The following is an 18047-nucleotide window of genomic DNA, read 5'->3' on the forward strand; positions in this document are numbered from 1 at the left end:
GGAGGAGTCCTAGGCCGCGTACGGGGTACGGCCATAGCGTCGATCACGAGTGATGTCATCAGCGAAAGGCAGCCATCGTGAACGCCGTTTCTTCAGCGCCCGCCGGGGCCGCGACCTCCGAGGTCGACGTCGTCGTCGTCGGCGCGGGGTTCGCCGGACTGTACGCACTGCACCGACTGCGCGGGGCCGGGCTCACCGTCCGGGTCTTCGAGGCCGGCGACGGGGTCGGCGGCGTCTGGTACTGGAACCGCTATCCGGGAGCCCGCTGCGACGTCGAGAGCGTGGACTACTCGTACTCGTTCTCCGAGGAACTGCAGCAGGAGTGGGACTGGACCGAGAAGTACGCCACCCAGCCGGAGATCCTGGCGTACGTCAACCACGTCGCCGACCGGTTCGACCTGCGCCGCGACATCACCTTCGGCACCCGGGTCACCGAGATGGTCCTGGACGAGGCCGCGACGCGGTGGACCGTGCGCACCGACTCGGGGGAGACGGTGTCCGCGCAGTACGTCATCACCGCGGTCGGACCGCTGTCGAACGCGAACATCCCCTCCATCGACGGGCTCGACGAGTTCGCCGGCCCGACCTACCACACCTCGAGCTGGCCGCACGAGGGCGTCGACTTCACCGGCAAGCGGGTGGGCGTCATCGGCACGGGATCCTCTGGCATCCAGACGATTCCGTGCGTCGCCGAGCAGGCGAGCGTGCTGCACGTGTTCCAGCGCAGTGCCAACTTCAGCGTGCCGGCCGGGAACGTCCCGCTCGACGAGGCGACCCGTCGCGCGCAGAAGGCCGACTACGCCGAGAGGCGCCGGCTCTCGTTCCTCAGCGGCGGCGGTTCGCCGCACCAGGCGCACCCCTCCTCCGCCCTGGACGTCTCCGAGCAGGAGCGGCGGGACGCCTACGAGCGGCGTTGGGAGCTGGGCGGCGTGCTGTTCAGCAAGACCTTCCCGGACCAGCTGACCAACCTCGCCTCGAACGACACCGCGCGGGAGTTCTGGGAGGAGAAGGTCCGCGGGGTGATCGAGGACCCCGAGCTCGCCGAGTTGCTGATCCCCAAGGACCACGCGATCGGCACCAAGCGGATCTGCACCGACTCGAACTACTACCAGACCTTCAACCGCGACAACGTGAACCTGGTGAACCTGCGGGCCACCCCGATCGTCTCGGTCGACGCGACCGGTGTGAACACCACCGCCGAGCACTACGACCTCGACGCACTGGTCCTGGCAACGGGATTCGACGCGATGACCGGCTCTCTCGACAAGGTGAACATCGTCGGCCGCGGCGGGCAGACCCTCAAGCAGGCGTGGGCGGCCGGGCCGCAGACCTATCTCGGGCTCGGCTCGGCGGGGTTCCCGAACTTCTTCAACCTGACCGGCCCGGGCAGCGTGTCGGTGCTGGCGAACATGGTGCTGCACTCCGAACTGCACGTGGACTGGGTCGCGGACTGCATCGAGTACGTGGCACGGCAGGGGGCGCTCGGCATCGAGGCCACCGGGCAGGCCGTCACCGACTGGGTCCGCGAGTGCAGCGACCGCGCCGACGCCACCCTGATGCCCACCGCGAACTCCTGGTACGTGGGCGCGAACGTCCCGGGCCGGCCGCGAGTGTTCATGCCGTTTGTCGGCGGACTCGGGGTGTACGGCCAGATCATCGCCGAGGTGGCCGAGGCCGGGTACAAGGGCTTCGAGCTGGTCGAGTCGGGCCGGTAGCGGGATGCCTCGGATGGCGGGCAAGGTGGCGCTGGTGACCGGTGCCGGGAACGGAATGGGGCGCAGCCACTGCGTCCGACTGGCCGAGGAAGGCGCCGACGTCATCGCGCTCGACCTGCCCTCGGCGGAGGAAGGGCTGGACGAAACAGCCAGGCTGGTAGGCGAACTCGGCCGCCGTGCGGTGACCGCACATGCCGACGTCCGTGACCTCGCCGCCGTGCAGTCAGGGGTGGACCTCGGGGTGGCGGAACTGGGCCGGCTCGACGTCGTCGTCGCGAACGCCGGCATCTGCGACAACCCGGGACCGGCCTGGACCATCGACGAACCGGTGTGGCAGCGTTCGCTCGACGTCAACCTGACCGGGGTCTGGCACACCGTCAAGGCCGCGGCTCCGTCGATCGGCGCCGACGGTGGCTCGGTCGTCATCGTCAGTTCCACCGCCGGGATGAAGGCGGTAGCCGGCGCCGCGCACTACTCGGCGAGCAAGCACGCCGTGATCGGGCTCATGCGGACCCTGGCAAACGAGTTGGGGCCGAGGTTGATTCGGGTAAACGCGCTGCTGCCCGGGGCCGTCGGCACCGCGATGACGCTGAACCCGGCGACCTTCTCCCGGCTGCGGCCGGACCTGGAGAACCCCACCGCGGAGGACGTGATGGAGGTGCTCTCCCGTAACCACCTGCTGCCGGTGCCGTGGGTGGAGTCGGCGGACGTCAGCAACGCCCTGCTGTTCCTGGTGTCCGACGAGGCCCGGTACGTCACCGGGACCCAGCTGGTGGTCGACGCCGGCCTTACCCAGAAGGTGTGACGATGACTGGTCGAGTGGAAGGCAAGGTCGCGCTGGTCACCGGCGCGGCCCGGGGCATCGGGCGGGCGCAGGCACTGCGGTTTGCACAGGAGGGCGCGGACGTGATCGCCGTCGACCTGTGCGGTCCGGTGGAGACCGTGGTGATCCCGCCGTCAAACCCGGCGGATCTCGCGGAGACCGTGGCGCTGGTGCGGGAAACCGGTAGGCGCATCGAGGCATTCGAGGTGGACGTCCGTGACCGGGCGCAGCTGGCGGCGGCCGTGGACGCGGGCGTCGCGGCGCTCGGCGGCCTCGACATCGTGTGCGCCACCGCGGGGATCACCTCCTCGGCGGCCGCGCTCGAACTGGACGAGCAGACCTGGAACACCATGCTGGACGTCAACCTCACCGGGGTGTGGCACACCTGCGCGGTGTCGGCGCCGCACCTGATCGAGCGCGGCGGCGGGGCGATGGTGCTGACCAGTTCGATCGCCGGCCTGCGCGGGCTGGTCGGCGTCGCGCACTACACGGCGGCCAAGCACGGCGTGGTCGGGCTGATGCGGTCGATGGCAAAGGAGTTGGCGCCGCACAACGTTCGGGTCAACACGGTGCACCCGACCAACGTGGACACCACGATGATCCAGAACGACCTGGTGCGGTCCAAGTTCCGCCCCGACCTCGACCGGCCGCCGACGCGCGAGGAGTTCGCGGCGTCCGCGGTGTCGATGAACATGCTCGAGGTGCCCTGGATCGAACCGGCGGACGTCGCCAACGCCGCGCTGTTCCTGGCCTCCGACGAGGCGCGTTACATCACCGCGGTCGCGCTGCCGGTGGACGCCGGCAGCACAGCCCGCTGACCGACATGGCCGGCGCGAAGGTGTACGTCGTCGACCGGGTGGTCACCAGGCCCGGGCGGGCACGCGAGTTCGTCGACGCGTACCTGGCGGAGTACGCGCCCGGCGCCCGGGAGCGGGGCATGACGCTCGAACAGGTGCTCGTGAGCCCGCCGGTCTGGTTCGACGACGAGTCCAACACGGTCACCGTCACCTGGGCGCTCGACGGCGCCGACGCCTGGTGGCGGATGACGTTGCGGGGGCGCCCGGACCCGGCTCTGGGGCGGTGGTGGACGCGGATGGACGAACTGGTCGTGGAGCGGTCCCGCTCGATGGCCTCCGCCGCGGCGGACGTCGACGGGCTCTCCGATGTTTAAGGCGACCAAGCTGGTCCACTTCCGGGACGCCGCCGACGCAGACGCGCGACTTCGGTGCGCGGACGGGCTGCACGAGGCCGCGGCCGCGGCGGGCGCCCGGCGGGTGCTGGTCGCCCCGACGCTCGACGGCGTCCGCAACGGCGGTGACCTGCTCGTCCACCTCCAGTTCGACGACGAGGACCGGTGGCGCGCGGCCGAGGGGGAAGTCGCTGCCGTGCTGGGCAACTCGGCCGTCGCGCACGTCGACGGCGTCGAGTACCGCGGCGAGGCCGCGGGGACGACCGAGCCGCGGACCTCCGGCGGGGTGTACCGGACGCTGCTGCTGCGGGTGGACCCGGACGCGTCGGACGCCGCCGTCGAACGGTTCGAGGCCGACCTGCTGCGGATGCCCCGGTACGTGCCGGCGATCCGGTCGTGGCAGCTGTCTCGGGTGCTGCGCGCCGAGGGAGCCTCGGCGTGGACTCACGTGTGGGAGCAGGAGTTCGCGGACCTCGACGCCCTGACCGGGCCGTACCTCCTGCACCCGGTCCACTGGGCCCACGTCGACCGCTGGTTCGACCCGGAGTGCCCTGAGATCATCGTCCGAGACCGGGTGTGCCACAGCTTCTGCGAGTTCGAGGGCTCGGTGCTCTAGAGGCGGGGTGGTCTGGAGGCTGGGCCATCCAGACCGGGCGCCGCCTCAGCCGACCTGAATCGACCCGGCCGGGGTACCGGTGTCGACCAGCGCGCGCACGGTGGCGCGGACCATGGCGGGCGAGCCGCAGATCAGCACCTGGTGCGAGGTGTAGCCGCCGTAGGAGCTGACCACCTCGGCGAGCGTGCCCTGGATTAGGTCGTCCTCGTCGAAACCGATGTCCACCCGGGTGCGTTCGTGCCACTCGTCGTGCCACTCCGGGTCCTCGACCTGCTCGACGACGGGGATGACGGTCAGCCAGTCGAGTTGCTGGGCCAGGATCCACAGCATGTCGGAGGCGTAGAGGTCGCGGGGGTGCCGGGCGCCGACGAACAGGAAGACCAGCGGCGGGTTGGGCTTGCGGGTGAGCTCGAGCAGCATCGCGCGCAGCGGCGCGAGCCCCGTCCCGCCCGCGACCATGATGACCTCTTCGGTGCTGTCGTCGATGTTGAGCCGGCCGGTGGGCGCGCTGATCTGCCACTGGTCGCCGGGGGCGGTGTCGGCGACGATCGACCCGCTGACCCAGCCCGCCGGCACCGTCCGGACGTGGAACTCGAGCTTGCCGTCGAGCGACGGCGGCAGTGCGGGGGAGAGCCGACGACTGACGGCGGGCATCTGCGGGACGACGACGGAGACGGACTGGCCCGCGGTGAACGGGACGAACTCGCCCTCGAGCCGGATCACGGCCAGGTCCTGCCGGAGTCGATGGTGCTGGACCACCGTCGCAAGCCAACCCTGGTCCTGTTCCACGTCCGCGCTCATGGGTCCACAGCGTAGTCGTGCGCCGCGCCGCGCTGCGCAAACAAGAGAAACACTAGAACATGTGTCAGTTCTGGAACTAGGGTGTGAAAAAACACCATGCACCCGTGGGCCGCCGCCCACCACCTGGCGGCCGTATCCACAGTCAGAGCGGAGAAGTACATGACCACCGACGAGCACGCCGACCTGCACCGCCCGCAGTTCCTGGCGGACCTGCTGATCACCGCGCTCGAGCGGAACACCGACCGACCCGCGCTCTACCTCGGCGACGTCGTGCTCACCGGCGGCCAGATGCGGGACCAGATCAGCAGCTTCTGCCAGGCCCTCGCCGGACAGGGCATCGGCAAGGGTTCCACCGTCGCGATGCTCTCGAAGAACCGTCCCGAGGTGCTCATCAGCGTCGGCTCGCAGATGATCCTCGGCTGTCGCAACACCGCCCTCGCGCCGATGGGCTCGATCGACGACCACGCCTACATTCTCGGGGACGCCGAGATCGAGACGCTGATCTTCGATCCGACCTCGTTCGAGGGCCGGGCCGCCGAACTCAAGGCCGCCGTCCCGACGCTGAAGAACTTCTTCTCCCTCGGCCCGTCCGAGGTCGGCATCGACATCCTCGCCCTGGCGGCGACTTTCGAGCCGACCCGCCTGGTCGCCGCGGACGTCGACGGCGGTGACCCGTCGAGCATGGTCTACACCGGCGGCACCACCGGCAAGCCCAAGGGCGTCGTCAACACCTTCGCCTCCGGCGTGACCCTGCCGCAGATCCAGATGGCGGAGTGGCAGTTCCCCGACGAGATGCGCTTCCTCGCCTGCACCCCGCTCTCACACGCGGGCATGGCGTTCTTCGTGCCGACCCTGCTGCGCGGCGGCTCCCTGGTGGTGCTCCCCGCGTTCGAGCCGGCCGCGGTGCTCGAGGCGATCGAGAAGTACAAGATCACCTCCACCATGCTGGTGCCGACGATGATCTACATGCTGCTCGACCACCCCGACCTCGCCACCCGCGACGTGTCGAGCCTCGAGACGCTGTTCTACGGCGCCGCCGCGATGTCGCCGACGCGACTGGCGGAGGGCATCGACAAGCTCGGCCCGATCTTCTTCCAGTACTTCGGCCAGTCCGAGTGCGGCATGACGATTTCGGTGCTGCGCAAGGAGGAGCACGACGCGAACGACCTGGAGCGGCTCGCGTCGTGCGGGCGTCCGGTGCCGTGGCTGAACGTCAAGCTCCTCGACGACGACCTGAACGAGGTCCCCCGCGGCGAGCTCGGCGAGATCTGCGTGCGCGGCCCGCTGGTGATGAAGGAGTACTGGAACAAGCCGGAGGAGACGGCGGAGGCGCTGCGCGGTGGCTGGCTGCACACCGGCGACATCGCGCGGGCGGACAAGGACGGCTTCCTGTTCATCGTCGACCGTAAGAAGGACATGATCGTCACCGGTGGGTTCAACGTCTTCCCGCGGGAGATCGAGGACGTCATCTCCGCGCATCCGGCGGTCGCGTCGGTCGCGGTCGTCGGGGTGCCGGACGAGAAGTGGGGCGAAGCGGTCAAGGCCTGCGTGGTGCTGCGCGACGGGCAGACCGTCGAGGCGGCGGACCTGTCCGCGATGGTCAAGGAGGCCAAGGGCGCCGTGCACGCGCCGAAGACCGTGGACTTCGTCGACGCCCTGCCGCTGACCCCGATCGGCAAGCTGGACAAGAAGGCGCTGCGGGCGCACTACTGGGCGGGAGCCGCCCGCTCGGTGTAGGCGCCGCGCCCGTATGCAGCAAGGCCCGCACCCTGGACGGGGTGCGGGCCTTGCTCGTCGAGCACCGTACGGATCAGCCGCGTGCAGCTGCCAAGGTGTCGTTGAACGTCGTGCTCGGGCGCATGACCGCGGTGGTCAGGTCGGCGTCGGGCGCGTAGTAGCCGCCGATGTCGACCGGGTTGCCCTGCACGTCGTTGAGCTCACCGACGATCGTGTCGCGCTTCTCCGCGAGCGCTGCCGCGAGCGGAACGAAGTGCGCACGCAGCTCCTCGTCCTCGGTCTGCGCGGCGAGCTCCTCGGCCCAGTACATGGCCAGGTAGAACTGGCTGCCGCGGTTGTCCAGCTCGCCGGTGGTGCGGGACGGGCCCTTGTCGTTCTCGAGCAACTTGCCGGTCGCGGCGTCGAGGGTCTTGGCCAGGACGGTGGCCTTCTTGTTGCCGGTCTTGATGCCGAGGTCCTCGAGGCTGACGGCCAGTGCGAGGAACTCACCGAGCGAGTCCCAGCGCAGGTGGTTCTCCTCCAGCAGCTGCTTGACGTGCTTGGGAGCGGAACCGCCCGCTCCGGTCTCGTACAGTCCGCCGCCGGCCATCAACGGCACGATGGAGAGCATCTTCGCGCTCGTGCCCAGTTCCAGGATCGGGAACAGGTCGGTGAGGTAGTCACGCAGGATGTTGCCGGTTGCCGAGATGGTGTCGAGCCCACGGATGAGCCGCTCCATCGTGTACCGGATCGCGCGCACCTGCGACATGATCTGGATGTCGAGGCCCTCGGTGTCGTGATCGAGCAGGTACGTCTTGACCTTCGTGATCAGCTCGTTCTCGTGCGGACGGTACGGGTCGAGCCAGAACACGACCGGCATGCCGGAGTTGCGGGCGCGGGCGACGGCGAGCTTGACCCAGTCCCGGATGGGCTCGTCCTTGACGATGCACAGACGCCAGATGTCGCCCTCCTCGACGTTCTGGGTGAGCAGAACCTCTCCGGTGGCGAGATCGGTGATGTTGGCGACGCCGGCCTCGGGGACCTCGAACGTCTTGTCGTGCGAGCCGTACTCCTCCGCCTTCTGCGCCATCAGGCCGACGTTCGGCACGGTGCCCATGGTGGTGGGGTCGAACGCGCCGTTGGTCTTGCAGAAGTTGATCATCTCCTGGTAGATCCGGAAGAACGTCGACTCGGGGCTCACCGCCTTGGTGTCCTTCTGCCGACCGTCGGCGCCGTACATCTTGCCGCCGGCGCGGATCATCGCGGGCATGGACGCGTCGACGATGACGTCGCTGGGGGAGTGGAAGTTCGAGATGCCGCGCGCCGAGTCCACCATCGCCAGCTCGGGCCGGTTCTCGTGGCACCGGTGCAGGTCGTCGACGATCTCCTCGCGCTTGGACGCGGGGAGGGACTCGATCTTCGCGTAGAGGTCGGAGAGCCCGTTGTTGACGTTCACGCCCAGCTCGTCGAACAGCTCGCCGTGCTTGGCGAAGGCGTCCTTGTAGAAGACCTTCACGGCGTGCCCGAAGACGATCGGGTGCGAGACGCGCATCATCGTGGCCTTGACGTGCAGGGAGAACATCATGCCCGTCTTGCGGGCGTCCTCCATCTCGTCTTCGTAGAAGTCGATGAGCGCCTTCTTGCTCATGAACATGCTGTCGATGACGTCGCCGTCGGTGAGGGACACCTTCGGCTTGAGGACGATGGTCTCGCCGCCGGTGGTCAGCAGCTCCATCTTGACCTCGCGGTCGCCGTCGACGGTCATCGACTTCTCGCCGTTGTAGAAGTCGCCGTGCCGCATGTGGGCGACGTGCGTGCGCGATGCCGGCGACCATTCACCCATGCTGTGCGGATGCTTGCGGGCGTACTCCTTGACGGCCCGGGGTGCTCGGCGGTCCGAGTTGCCCTCGCGAAGGACGGGGTTCACCGCGCTGCCCAGGCACTTGGTGTACCGGTCCTTGATCGCGGTTTCCTCGTCCGACTTCGGGTTCTCGGGGTAGTCCGGGATGCCGTAGCCGTGCGCCTGGAGTTCCTTGATGGCCGCGAGCAGCTGCGGGACCGAGGCACTGATGTTCGGCAGCTTGATGATGTTCGTGTCGGGCAGCTGCGTGAGTCGGCCCAGTTCGGCCAGGTTGTCCGGTACTCGTTGCGCCTCGGCCAGGTGGTCGCCGAACTCGGCGAGGATGCGGGCGGCGACGGAGATGTCGCAGGTCTCGACGTTGATCCCGGCTGCCTCGGCGAATGTCTCGATCACTGGCAGGAAGGCATGCGTGGCGAGCATCGGTGCCTCGTCGGTCAGCGTGTAGATGATGGTTGGTTGTTCCACGCTCATATTCTGATCATTGCTCCGATATCGGCTAGGCGCGTTCTGTGTTCGCGTCTCATCTGAGCCACGGGGTGGTTGTAGTGGCACCTACCTCCTACCACGCCGTGCGTGTTGTCCGCGACATTCTGCTCAGGCTCGGGGGTGCGAGACCGGCCACAGCCGGCCCGCAGAGTCGAAGGGAGTGGACTCGGTCTCTGTGGTTCGGGAGGTCGAGTCCGCGGACACGGTGAGCGGAAACGCTGGTTCCGGCCGCGCCGGTCGGCGTCACGTGGACGCTGCCGAACGGCAGTGCAGGCGAATTCGCGTCGATCAGCCCCGGGGCGGGCGCGGCAGAAAGTATCCGGTGCGCGCCTGGTACTCGCGGTAGCCGGGCCGCCGCGACATCGACTGCTCGAGCAGTCGCGCGCCGGTCGCGTAGACCAGGAAGTATGTCATCGCAATCGGGGACCCCACCGTCACCGCGCCGGGCCAGACGCCCGCGCAGACCAGCCAGAGCCCCCACCACACGCAGGCATCGCCGAAGTAGTTCGGGTGGCGGGTCCACGCCCACAACCCCGAGTCCATGATCCGGCCCCGATTGGCCGGGTCCGCCTTGAACGCTCGAAGTTGCCGGTCTCCCACCGCCTCGAAGGCCGCGCCGACCGCCCAGAGGGCGACGCCCATCGTCATGACGATGCGACCCGCGCCGTGTGCCGGTCCGAGCACCGCCGACAGTTGGACGGGCAGGGAGACGAACCACTGGGCCGCGCCCTGGGTCACGAACACCTTGCGGGCGACCGTGCCGAGGGTCGCCCCGCCGGCGCGGTCGAGCAGTTCCCGGTACCGGGGGTCCTCGCCGCGCCCCACGGACTTGCGGTGCATGTGCCAGCTCAACCGCAGGCCCCACACCGTGACCAGCGCGAGCACCAAGACGCGGCGGCCGGGATCGCCGTCGCCGAGGGCGGCGGACACCGCGGCGACCAGCACGAAGCCCAGCCCCCACGACACGTCCACCACGTTGTACCGGCCGAGTCGGTGACCGATCGCGAACGTCACGGCCTGCAGGGCAGTAAGCAACAGCGCGCTCACCCCGGTGATCGTCAGGAACTCCGTCCATGTGCTCACCGGGGCGAGTCCTTCTCGAAGACGAACTGCTGGACGTCGAGGTACCCGGCGCGGAATCCGGCCTCGGAGTAGGCGAGGTAGAACTCCCACATGCGCCGGAAGACGTCGTCGAAGCCGAGTTCGGTGACTTCCGCGCCCTGGGCGGCGAAGCGCTCGCGCCACAGCCGCAGGGTCTCCGCGTAGTGCGCCCCCATCGCGAACCGGTCGACAACCCGCAGTGAGGTTTCCCGGCGGGTGACGTCGTCGATGGCGCGGGTGGACGGCAGCAGGCCGCCCGGGAAGATGTACTTGTGCACCCACGTGTAGGTGTTGCGGGAGGCCGACATTCGATCGTGCGGCATGGTGATCGCCTGTAGTGCCACCCGGCCGCCCGGAACCAGCAGTCGGTCGAGCGTCCGGAAGTAGGTGGGCCAGTAGTCGAACCCGACGGCCTCGATCATCTCCACCGACACGATCGCGTCGTAGTCGCCGGTCACCGCGCGGTAGTCGAGCAGGTCGATCTTTACGGAGTCGGACAGCCCCGCGTCGGCCACCCGGCGGCGGGCCAGCAGTTGTTGCTCGCGGGAGAGGGTGACCGAGCGGACCTGGGCGCCCCGCGCCGCGGCCCTGAGGCCCAATTCTCCCCAGCCGGTGCCGATTTCGACTAGGCGGGTACCCGGTCCGACCCGCGCCGCGTCGAGCAGGCGGTCGATCTTGCGGTGCTGCGCGACGGCCAGCATGTCCCACCGCGCCGGCAGGTCGTCGAACAGGGCGCTCGAGTAGGACATGGTGCGGTCGAGGAAGAGTTCGAACAGTTCGTTGGACAGGTCGTAGTGACGGGAGATGTTCGAGCGGGTGTTCTCTGGTGTGTTGCGCTCGGCGGCAGGTTGTTTCGCCGTCACCAGCGGGCGCAGCCACTGCAGTGGCCGAGGTATCAGGGTCGCGGCCTCCGCGGCGAAGGGGGTGAGCACGGCCGCCGGCTCGGGAGAGGCCCAGTCGCCGGCCATGTAGGACTCGCCGAAGCCGACGAGCCCGCCGGTGCCGAGGCGCCGGGCGAACTCCTCGGGCCGGTGGATGATCATGCGGGGCAGGATCCGTCCCGTCCCGTCGGTTCCGAGGACGGTGCCGTCCGGGTACTCCACCCGCACGGCCAGTCTCGATGCGGCTCGCCGGAACAGGCGGTCGGCCACCGCGCCCGCAGCCCGCGCGAAGGTGTCGGTCCGGACGTGGGCGATGCCCGGCCACCGGTTGGCATCGATCTCGAGTGCGCGGGCGGCGTTCTCGGTGCCAGAGGTAGTCATCGGTCGGCCTCCTGGTGAAGTAGCGGGGAACTGGTCGGTCGTGGGACGAGGGGTAGCCCGCGCAGCCACAGGGCGATGCCTTGCAGGCGGATCCGCGCCGCGACCACGAGCGGGGCCATCGGAGCCGACAACTGCATCCGCGCCACCGCGGCCGTGGTGGCCCGGCGTCCGTTCCCGCGCATCGTCGCGGTGAACGGCGGTTGCCCGTCGCGGTGCAGGGTGACCGAGACGGCGAGGTCGCGGCCCGGTTCCGGCACCCGCAGCGTGTAGCGCCCGTCGACCTCGTTGAACGGCGAGACGAAAAACGCCTTGTCGGTCTCGGCGCGGCCGGAGCCGTCCGGCATGAGCAGGTAGCAGTGCCGCCCGCCGTACGTGTTGTGGACCTCGGCGACCACGCACCACAGCACGCCGGCCCGGTCGTGGCACCAGAACAGGCTCAACGGGTTGAAGACGTGTCCGAGTACCCGGGCGTTGAGCAGGGCCGTGACGCGGCCGCCGCGCAGGTCGACACCGTTTGCGGCGAGGTAGCCGTCGAGTCGTCCGCGGAGGGTCGCCGTGTCGTGGCCGGCACGCGAGTCCGCCGTGAAGTGGTCGCTCGCCTCGAACCGGGCGAACGGCCGCAACCACCCGGGCAGCCTGGGCAGCTCGTCGAGGTCGACGAACCAGCTGTAGCTCCGGTACTCGAACGAGTGCCGGACCGGCGCGGCGCGGACGTGTCGGATGCGGGTGCGGTAGATCGCGGGCGGGGACACCGTCACCTCACCGCCGTGCCGCGAGCGGGTGCGGCATCCCAGTCCACCCCGAGGCGGCGCGCGGCGCGCACCCCCGAACGGGCACCGTCCTCGTGGAAGCCCCACCCGTGGTACGCCCCCGCGAAGGTCACCGTGTCGCTGTCGAGTTCGGGCAGGCGGGACTGCGCGGCAACGGATTCCGGCGTGTAGACCGGGTGCTCGTAGGTCATCTCGGCCAGCACCGATGCCGGGTCGACGAGGCCGTCGCCGCCGAGGGTGACGAGGAAACGACGGTCGGTGCCGTCGGAGATCCGCATCAGCCGGGTCATGTCGTAGGTGACCACCACCGACTCCGAACTCCGGGTTTGCCGCGGTATCAGGTAGTTCCAGGACGCGCGGGCGCGCTCGGCGTGCGGCAGGACGGAGGAGTCGGTGTGCAGCAGGGCACGGTTGGTGGAGTACGGCATCGCCCCGAGCAGAGCGCGTTCGAGCGGGGTGGGATCGGCCAGCAGCCGCAGGGCCTGGCCGGGGTGCACCGCGATCACCGCGGCGTCGAACCAGCGGAGGTCGCCGTTGCGGGCGATGACGCACACCCCGTCCTCGACCCGTTGGAGGCTGTGCACCGGGGTGCCGACAAGCACCTCGTCCAGCGTCGCGGCCACCTTCTCGACGTAGCGGGCCGAACCGCCGGAGACGGTGCGCCAGGTAGGGGATCCGAACACGGTGAGCATGCCGTGGTGGTCGAGGAAGGTCAGCAGATACCGCGCCGGGTAGCGGCCGGCGGCGGACGGGGCGCACGACCACACGGCGGCGACGAGCGGGGTGAGGAAGTGCCGGGCGAAGTAGTCCGAGAACCGGTGCCGGGACAGGAAGGTGGCGAGCGGCTCGTCCGGATCACCGGCCGGGCTGTCCAACAAGGCCCGGGCGGCGCGGTGGAACCGGACCACCTCGCCGAGCATGCGCAGGTATCGCGGTCGGGTGAGCGCGCGCGGCGTCGGGAACAGCCCCGCCAGGCCCTTTGCGCCGGCGAACTCGAGGCCGTTCGCGTCCGATCGCACGGACATCGACATGTCGGTGTCCTGGGTGGCCACGCCCAGTTCGCCGAACAGTCGCAGCAGGGTGGGGTACGTGCGGTCGTTGTGCACGATGAACCCGGTGTCCACCGACACCCGCGTCCCGCTGTCGAGTTCGAGGTCGTGGGTGTGCGCGTGCCCGCCGAGTCGCTCGTCGGCCTCGTAGAGCGTCACCCGGTCACGTCGGGCCAGCACGTACGCGGCGATGAGTCCGGCGACGCCGCTGCCGATGACGGCGACGGTGCGTGGCGGTGCGAGGGGGTCTGGGTGTGACTTCGAGGGACGGTCCATACCGGGTGTTCGGCGCCGCGGGGCGGCCGGATGGGTCCGCGTCATGGATACCCTCGGTAGCCGCGCGTCGGACACGTCAACCGGTCGCCGACGGGGAACAGCAGCCTTTGGGCGGTCGGCCGCAGCTCCGAGAGCCGCTCCGGGGGCGCCGACCCCGGTGCGGGGTCCAGGCTGAGGCACCGGAGCGTATCGAAAGTTGGTTCCGTTCCGGTGTTTCGAGATGCCCGTCAGCGTCGCTCTGCGCGGGCGTCACAGGGGGCTTCGGCGAGCCCTGTCCGCACGGTGCGTTGTGGTGAAAGCGGGCGTGCAGGCGGGCGCGGAGACGGGGGACCTCACCGACGCTTGACCCCCGACGCGCACTTTCAACTCCTCCTGGATGCCCCTGATTGAAAGCGCGCGCTAGCTAGCGGTCAGCTGGCAGCCAGACCCGCGATTGCCGCGAAGGCCTTGCCAGCGAGGTCGATGAGGGCGAGGGGCACGGTGTCCGACGAGGTCATGAAGATCCCTTTCTGTTGCGCGCAGCGCAGATCGGCGTCACCCCGGTCAGGGTGGCGAGTAATTCAAACCTGAAACCCTCCGCAGAGGAAGTGTGACATTGATCATCATGAATATGTCCGATTTTTGGGGAGTCTGGCGGTGCGGCCGGCGCGGTTTGGGGGTAGAGGAGGTTGGCGGAGATCGTGCGCGACCGTCTCCGTGTTGGCGTCCGAGGAACGCCTCTGATCCGGGCTGTCGCGGACCCCGACGCATCAACCATGGGCGTGTCAGGTCGGCGTTCGCTGGTCGAAGAGCAGTCGCCCGGCGCAGAATTGGCCACCATGGCCACCTACGTCCTGCTGCACGGCGCCGGGTCCGACTCGACCTACTGGCAGTTCGTCGCGCCGCGGCTGCGCGAGCGCGGTCACGAGGTGCTGACGCCGGACCTGCCGGTCGACGACGACTCCGCCGGGCTCGCCGAGTACACCGCTGTGGTGGTCGACGCGATCGGCGACCGCGCGGGGCCGATCCTGGTGGCGCAGTCGATGGCGGGGTTCACCGTGCCGCTGGTCTGCGAGCGGGTGTCGGTGGCACTGGTCGTCCTCGTGGCGGCGATGGTGCCGGCGACGGGGGAGTCGCCCGGCGAGTGGTGGTCGAACACCGGGCAGGAGGCGGCGCGCCGCGCGCTCGACGAATGCGAGGGACGCGACCCCGACGCCGAATTCGATCCGGTGGCAACGTTTCTGCACGACCTGCCGCCGGAGCTGCTGGAGACGGTGCTGGCGGACGGCGCGCGCCGGCAGTCCGACACCCCGTTCGAGCAGCAACTTCCGATGCCCGCCTGGCCGGACGTGCCGACCCGGTTCCTGCTGTGCCGGCAGGACCGCTTCTTTCCCGCCGACTTTCAGCGCCGCGTGGTGCGTGAGCGCCTCGGGATCGTGCCCGACGAGATGGACGGCGGGCACCTGCCCGCGCTGGCCCACCCGGAGGAGCTGACCGCGCGGCTCGAGGCGTACCGGGTGGGCGCGGGCCTGTGACCGGGTAGTTTGCCTAGAATTTGCCGACGGTCGAAAGTTTTCAGACTTGAGCGGAACAGACTCAACTCTTGGTGTGTTGGGACATGTGACAGCGCCGACCGGCCACACCTAGGCTCGACGGCGACGACATACGTCTTCCGTTAGGGGTGACCATGGACTCGTTTTCTCCGACCACCAAGACTCAGGCGGCCTTGACTGCGGCCTTGCAGTCCGCGTCCGCCGCCGGGAACCCGGACATCCGCCCGGCGCACCTGTTGGTGGCCCTGCTCGACCAGACCGACGGCATCGCCGCACCGCTGCTCAAGGCGGTCGGCGTCGACCCCGCGGTGGTGCACCGCGAGGCACAGACCATGGTCGACCGGCTGCCCAAGGCGACCGGTGCGACCACCACCCCGCAGCTGGGCCGTGAGGCGCTCGCTGCGCTGACCGCCGCCCAGCGCCTGGCGACCGAGCTCGACGACGAGTACGTGTCCACCGAACACCTCATGGTGGGGCTCGCCGACGGCGACTCCGACGTCGCGAAACTGCTTGTCGGACACGGCGCTACGGCGCAGACGCTGCGTGACGCGTTCACCGCGGTGCGCGGCAGTGCCCGGGTCACCAGTCCGGATCCCGAGGGCTCGTACCAGGCGCTGGAGAAGTACAGCACCGACCTCACCGAGGCCGCCCGCTCCGGCAAGCTCGACCCGGTGATCGGGCGCGACACCGAGATCCGGCGGGTGGTCCAGGTACTCAGCCGCCGCACCAAGAACAACCCGGTGCTGATCGGCGAGCCGGGCGTCGGCAAGACCGCGATCGTGGAGGGCCTGGCCCAGCGGATCGTGGCGGGCGACGTCCCGGAATCGTTGCGCGGCAAGACCGTCATCTCCCTCGACCTCGGCTCGATGGTCGCGGGTGCGAAGTATCGCGGCGAGTTCGAGGAGCGGCTCAAGGCCGTCCTCGACGACATCAAGAACTCGGCCGGACAGGTCATCACGTTCATCGACGAGCTGCACACCATCGTCGGTGCCGGTGCCACCGGTGAGTCCGCGATGGACGCCGGCAACATGATCAAGCCGATGCTGGCCCGCGGCGAGCTGCGCCTGGTCGGTGCGACCACCCTCGAGGAGTACCGCAAGTACATCGAGAAGGACGCGGCGCTCGAACGCCGGTTCCAGCAGGTGCTGGTCGGGGAGCCGTCGGTGGAGGACACCGTCGGCATCCTGCGCGGTCTCAAGGAGCGCTACGAGGTGCACCACGGCGTGCGCATCACCGACTCCGCTCTCGTTGCGGCGGCGACCCTTTCGGACCGCTACATCACCTCCCGGTTCCTGCCGGACAAGGCCATCGACCTGGTCGACGAGGCCGCGTCGCGGCTGCGGATGGAGATCGACTCGCGGCCCGTCGAGATCGACGAGATCGAGCGGATCGTGCGCCGGCTGGAGATCGAGGAGATGGCGCTGGCCAAGGAGACCGACGAGGCGTCGAAGGCGCGGCTCGCCAAGCTGCGGCAGGAGCTCGCGGACGCCCGCGAGAAGCTGGGGCAGCTGAGCACCCGGTGGCAGAACGAGAAGCAGGCCATCGACTCGGTCCGCGAGGTCAAGGAGCAGCTCGAGACGCTGCGCCGTGAGTCGGACCGGGCCGAGCGCGACGGCGACCTGGGCAAGGCCGCGGAGCTGCGCTACGGCCGGATCCCCGAGCTGGAGAAGCGGCTCGAGGCGGCGGTCGAGGCGTCGGGAGGCGCCAGCGACGGCGACGTCATGCTCAAGGAGGAGGTCGGACCCGACGACGTCGCGGACGTGGTGGCGGCGTGGACCGGCATCCCGGCCGGCCGGATGATGGAGGGCGAGACCGCCAAACTGCTGCGGATGGAGTCCGAGCTCGGCAAGCGGGTCGTCGGGCAGGCCGACGCGGTGCAGGCAGTCTCCGACGCGGTGCGCCGGGCCCGGGCCGGAGTCGCGGACCCGAACCGGCCGACCGGCTCGTTCCTGTTCCTCGGACCGACCGGCGTGGGCAAGACCGAGCTCGCAAAGGCGTTGGCGGACTTCCTGTTCGACGACGAACGCGCGATGGTCCGGATCGACATGTCCGAGTACGGCGAGAAGCACTCGGTGGCACGGCTCGTCGGTGCCCCGCCCGGCTACGTCGGCTACGAGGCCGGTGGTCAGCTCACCGAGGCGGTGCGGAGGCGTCCGTACACGGTGGTGCTCTTCGACGAGGTGGAGAAGGCGCACCCCGACGTGTTCGACATCCTGCTGGCGGTCCTCGACGAGGGACGCCTGACGGACGGCCAGGGCCGGACGGTGGACTTCCGCAACACCATCCTGATCCTGACGTCCAACCTCGGTGCCGGTGGCACCAAGGAGCAGGTGATGGATGCGGTGCGGCACGCGTTCAAGCCGGAGTTCATCAACCGGCTCGACGACGTGGTGATCTTCGACCCGCTCTCGGAGGAGCAGCTCGAGTCCATCGTCGACATCCAGCTCGGCCAGCTGGCCAGGCGGCTCGCCACCCGGCGGCTCACGCTGGAGGTCTCGCAGCCGGCGAAGGCGTGGCTGGCCAAGCGCGGCTACGACCCGCAGTACGGTGCGCGACCGCTGCGCCGGCTGGTGCAGCAGTCGATCGGCGACCAGTTGGCGAAGCTGCTGCTGGCCGGCGAGATCAAGGACGGCGACGTCGTGCCGGTGAACGTCACGGCGGACGGTGACGGCCTGACGCTGGGCTGAGCCCCGTACGAAACGATGCGCCCTCCCCGCTGCCCGAGGCAGCGGGGAGGGCGCATCTGTGTCCGAGCCCGGCCGGCGCGTCCGCGGGCCCGGGGGGTGAGCCGCGGGCCGCGCCGCGGCGGGCTCGGCGGGTCCGGCCGAGCTCGTGAGGGGCGAGGCCCCG

Annotated in this window: 14 protein-coding genes; 8 read left to right on the forward strand and 6 right to left on the reverse strand. The window is 69.6% G+C overall.

Going from position 1 to position 18047, the window contains the following annotated elements:
- The first annotated feature begins 77 nt into the window (after nt 1–77).
- Genes RT2_RS23565 through RT2_RS23585 form a run of 5 tightly spaced genes read left to right on the forward strand, consistent with a single transcriptional unit; the run spans nt 78 to nt 4343 of the window.
- The gene (locus RT2_RS23565) at nt 78–1715 is read left to right on the forward strand and encodes a flavin-containing monooxygenase (protein WP_072847236.1); all 1638 of its coding nucleotides are present in this window, start codon (nt 78–80) and stop codon (nt 1713–1715) included.
- Nucleotides 1716–1719: 4 nt separating this feature from the next.
- Nucleotides 1720–2520, forward strand: coding sequence for a mycofactocin-coupled SDR family oxidoreductase (locus RT2_RS23570; RefSeq protein WP_072847237.1), 801 nt, complete (start codon nt 1720–1722; stop codon nt 2518–2520).
- 2 nt (nt 2521–2522) lie between these two features.
- Entirely contained in the window at nt 2523–3356 is an 834-nt protein-coding gene (locus RT2_RS23575; protein ID WP_072847238.1) for a mycofactocin-coupled SDR family oxidoreductase, read from the forward strand.
- Nucleotides 3357–3361: 5 nt separating this feature from the next.
- Entirely contained in the window at nt 3362–3709 is a 348-nt protein-coding gene (locus RT2_RS23580; RefSeq protein ID WP_072847239.1) for a hypothetical protein, read from the forward strand.
- Nucleotides 3702–4343 (forward strand): Dabb family protein, encoded by a 642-nt coding sequence (locus tag RT2_RS23585; RefSeq protein ID WP_072847240.1) that lies wholly within the window; start codon nt 3702–3704, stop codon nt 4341–4343. Before RT2_RS23580 ends, RT2_RS23585 begins: the two co-directional genes overlap by 8 nt.
- 45 nt (nt 4344–4388) lie before the next feature.
- On the opposite strand, the gene RT2_RS23590 is transcribed toward RT2_RS23585, so the two are convergent.
- Nucleotides 4389–5144 (reverse strand): FAD-binding oxidoreductase, encoded by a 756-nt coding sequence (locus RT2_RS23590; protein ID WP_072847241.1) that lies wholly within the window; start codon nt 5142–5144, stop codon nt 4389–4391.
- Nucleotides 5145–5303: 159 nt separating this feature from the next.
- Here RT2_RS23590 and RT2_RS23595 point away from each other — a divergent pair, with 159 nt between their 5' ends.
- The gene (locus tag RT2_RS23595) at nt 5304–6881 is read left to right on the forward strand and encodes an AMP-binding protein (protein ID WP_072847242.1); all 1578 of its coding nucleotides are present in this window, start codon (nt 5304–5306) and stop codon (nt 6879–6881) included.
- A 73-nt stretch (nt 6882–6954) separates the two neighbouring features.
- Here RT2_RS23595 and RT2_RS23600 read toward each other — a convergent pair whose 3' ends face one another.
- The 5 genes from RT2_RS23600 to RT2_RS23620 all read right to left on the reverse strand — a co-directional run bounded on the left by RT2_RS23600 (nt 6955) and on the right by RT2_RS23620 (nt 13665).
- Nucleotides 6955–9192: an NADP-dependent isocitrate dehydrogenase gene (locus RT2_RS23600; protein ID WP_072847243.1), complete on the reverse strand. Its 2238-nt coding sequence runs from the start codon at nt 9190–9192 to the stop codon at nt 6955–6957.
- A gap of 303 nt (nt 9193–9495) precedes the next feature.
- The gene (locus tag RT2_RS23605; protein WP_072847244.1) at nt 9496–10290 is read right to left on the reverse strand and encodes a DUF1295 domain-containing protein; all 795 of its coding nucleotides are present in this window, start codon (nt 10288–10290) and stop codon (nt 9496–9498) included.
- Nucleotides 10287–11570, reverse strand: a complete 1284-nt coding sequence (locus RT2_RS23610; RefSeq protein ID WP_072847245.1) for a class I SAM-dependent methyltransferase — start codon at nt 11568–11570, stop codon at nt 10287–10289. Before RT2_RS23610 ends, RT2_RS23605 begins: the two co-directional genes overlap by 4 nt.
- The gene (locus RT2_RS23615) at nt 11567–12322 is read right to left on the reverse strand and encodes a DUF1365 domain-containing protein (RefSeq protein WP_072847251.1); all 756 of its coding nucleotides are present in this window, start codon (nt 12320–12322) and stop codon (nt 11567–11569) included. The genes RT2_RS23610 and RT2_RS23615 overlap by 4 nt, the downstream gene beginning before the upstream one ends.
- 2 nt (nt 12323–12324) lie before the next feature.
- Nucleotides 12325–13665, reverse strand: coding sequence for an NAD(P)/FAD-dependent oxidoreductase (locus RT2_RS23620; RefSeq protein ID WP_072847246.1), 1341 nt, complete (start codon nt 13663–13665; stop codon nt 12325–12327).
- Between the two features lie 818 nt (nt 13666–14483).
- Between RT2_RS23620 and RT2_RS23625 the strand changes: the two genes are divergently transcribed.
- Together RT2_RS23625 and clpB are read left to right on the forward strand one after the other, a co-directional pair.
- A complete protein-coding gene (locus RT2_RS23625) occupies nt 14484–15179 on the forward strand; it encodes an alpha/beta fold hydrolase (protein WP_072847247.1) in 696 nt (231 codons plus the stop codon).
- A 152-nt stretch (nt 15180–15331) separates the two neighbouring features.
- Nucleotides 15332–17884: an ATP-dependent chaperone ClpB gene (gene clpB, locus RT2_RS23630; protein WP_072847252.1), complete on the forward strand. Its 2553-nt coding sequence runs from the start codon at nt 15332–15334 to the stop codon at nt 17882–17884.
- The last annotated feature ends 163 nt before the right edge of the window (nt 17885–18047 follow it).

It is taken from the genome of Rhodococcus tukisamuensis NBRC 100609, from assembly GCF_001894985.1.
Lineage (GTDB): Bacteria > Actinomycetota > Actinomycetes > Mycobacteriales > Mycobacteriaceae > Rhodococcus_G > Rhodococcus_G tukisamuensis.